At 65.9% G+C, this 2,580-nt stretch carries 1 protein-coding gene and 2 pseudogenes; 1 reads left to right on the forward strand and 2 read right to left on the reverse strand.

Features of this window, described 5'->3' with window-relative positions; genetic code table 11:
* The coding region (locus tag AHiyo1_RS02235; RefSeq protein ID WP_059387482.1) for a hypothetical protein at positions 1-564 on the reverse strand (564 nt) is incomplete at its 3' end.
* Positions 565-575: 11 nt separating this feature from the next.
* Positions 576-1,597: pseudogene (gene dapD / locus AHiyo1_RS02240) on the reverse strand (2,3,4,5-tetrahydropyridine-2,6-dicarboxylate N-succinyltransferase).
* 85 nt (positions 1,598-1,682) lie between these two features.
* Between dapD and dapE the strand changes: the two are divergent.
* Positions 1,683-2,580: pseudogene (gene dapE, locus AHiyo1_RS02245) on the forward strand (succinyl-diaminopimelate desuccinylase); the annotation flags it as partial.

The following is a 2,580-nucleotide window of genomic DNA, read 5'->3' on the forward strand; positions in this document are numbered from 1 at the left end:
GGCCCGGAGCGTGCAGTCGAGGGCCCGTTCGGAATGTCCGGTGAGCGCCGACGCATACGCCCGGCCCATGGGTTCCTGCTGCGCGTAGGCCTGGGGGTAGGCGGAATGCTGGACCGCTTGCGCCGCATCAGTGATCGCCATGGTTTCGTAGCCGGGTATTTTCACAAGGTGGTCATAGAAAGCGTTCGTCGCGTAGGCAGGATCCATGACCTCGGCTTCGGTGCCCCAGCCCTGGGAGGGGCGCTGCTGGAACAGGCCCCGCGAATCGGGGCCAACCTCGTCACCGTGTCCGATGTTGCGAAGCTTGGATTCCTGCATGGCTGTGGCCACGGCGATTGTGGCCGCGCGCGGAGGCAGCCCCCGCTGCACGGCAATGGCGGTGATGAGGGCGGCATTCGCGGCCTGGTCCGTCGCCAGCTCGTAGGAGTCCGAGCCCACGACGGCGACGCAGCGTTCCGTGACCAAGGTTTCGGAACGCTGCAGTACAGTCACCACGGCGTAGATGGCACCGGCCACCAAGGCAAGCGCCAGCAACAAGATGATGGTGCGTCGGAGACGGCGCATCCAGGTATCAGCTAGTTGGCGTGGAGGGCTTCGTTGAGTTCCACCGTCTGGCCCTTGCGGGGAAGGACCTCGACTTCGCCAGTTGTGGAATTGCGGCGGAACAGCAGGTTCGGCACGCCGGAGAGCTCAACAGCTTGATGATGCTGCTGGTGTCTTCCCCGTTGGCGTCCTTCGGGCCGGGGATGCGCACGCGGTTCCAGCCGTGACGTAGAGGCCTGCTTCGACCACGGAGTCGTCGCCGATGCTGATGCCCACGCCGGAGTTGGCACCCAGGAGCACGCGCTCACCCAGGGCGATCTTTTCCTTGCCGCCACCGGAGAGGGTCCCCATGATGGAGGCGCCGCCACCGACGTCGGTGCCGTCACCGGCAACAACACCTGCCGAGATGCGCCCTTCCACCATGGACGTGCCGAGCGTGCCGGCGTTGAAGTTCACGAAGCCTCGTGCATGACCGTGGTGCCTTCGGAGAGGTAGGCGCCCAGGCGGACCCGGTCGCGTCGGCGATCCTGACCCCGGTGGGAACGACGTAGTCCACCATGCGCGGGAACTTGTCCACTCCGTAGACCGTGACGGCGCCGCGCTTACGCAGGCGGGCGCGGGTCAATTCGAAGCCGTCCACTGCTGCGGGGCCGAAGTTCGTCCACACAACGTTGGGGAGCTTGCCGAAGATCCCGTCCAGGTTGATGCTGTTGGGCTTGACGAGCCGGTGCGAAAGCAAGTGCAGGCGCAGGTAGGCGTCAACGGTGTCGGCGGGGGCCTCGTCCAGGTTGATCTGGGCAAAGACCACCTTCTGTTCGGTCCGGCGGTCGGCGTCGTGGCTTTCAGCTGCGAGAGCGGTCAGCGACTCGTCGGCGTGCTCCACGGCGCGCAGGGATGCGGCAGCTTCGCCCAATGCCGGTGCCGGAAACCATACGTCCAGCACTGTCGCTTCTCCGGCGTCGGAGGTGGCGATGGTGGCCAGGCCAAAGCCGTAGGCGGAGCGATCGTTGTCAGAAGCGCTATCGAGAGCGGCAGAGGCAGCGGTTTCAGTCATGGCGCAAGTCTATCGAGAGCCACTGCTTCCCTTGAAACCGTGTGTGGACCGAGGGGTCGCAATTCGCTCGGGATACAGTGGAGAGGTGACCGTTGAAACTACCCCGATCCTTCTTGACATCAGGCAAGACGTTGCGCTGCTGACCGCGGCGCTGATGGACATCAACAGCGTGTCCGGCAACGAAGCCGCGCTTGCAGACGCCGTTGAATCCGCGCTTCGTACGATCCCCGGCCTGCAGCTTGTGCGGGACGGCGACGCCATCATTGCCCGGACCGAGCTGGGACGCCCGGAGCGCGTGATCTTGGCCGGCCACCTCGATACCGTGCCGTTGCCCACCGTGGAGGGTTCGCTCGGCACCGTGCCCGCCACGTGGGAGTCCGGCGTCCCCGGGACGGGAACCTTGTATGGACGCGGAGCCACCGACATGAAGGGCGGGGTCGCGGTGCAGCTTGCGCTCGCCGCGACAATGTTCGACGGCGGCGCCGAGCCGGGCAAAGACGTCACCTTCGTCTTCTATGACCATGAGGAAGTTGAAGCGGTCAAGAGCGGCCTCGGCCGCTTGGTACGGAACCATGGCCATCTCCTGGAGGGGGACTTCGCGATCCTGCTCGAACCCACCGACGGCACGGTGGAAGGCGGTTGCAACGGCACCAGCCGCTTCGAAGCCACCACGGTCGGGGAAGCGGCGCACTCCGCCCGGGCGTGGATAGCAGCAACGCCATCCACGCAGCCGCTCCCATCCTGAGCCGCTTGGCCTCCTACGAACCTCGCACCGTCAACGTGGACGGGCTGGACTACCGGGAAAGCCTCAATGCCGTGAAGATTAACGGCGGCACTGCGGGCAACGTCATCCCAGACCGCTGTGTCGTGGAGATCAACTACCGCTTCGCGCCGGACAAGACCCCGGACCAGGCCGAAGCCCACGTCCGGGAACTTCTGGACGGCTTCGACGTCGTCCGCACCGACGCTGCCGCCGGGGCGCG

Origin of the sequence: Arthrobacter sp. Hiyo1 (assembly GCF_001263615.2) — a bacterium.
Classification (GTDB): domain Bacteria; phylum Actinomycetota; class Actinomycetes; order Actinomycetales; family Micrococcaceae; genus Arthrobacter.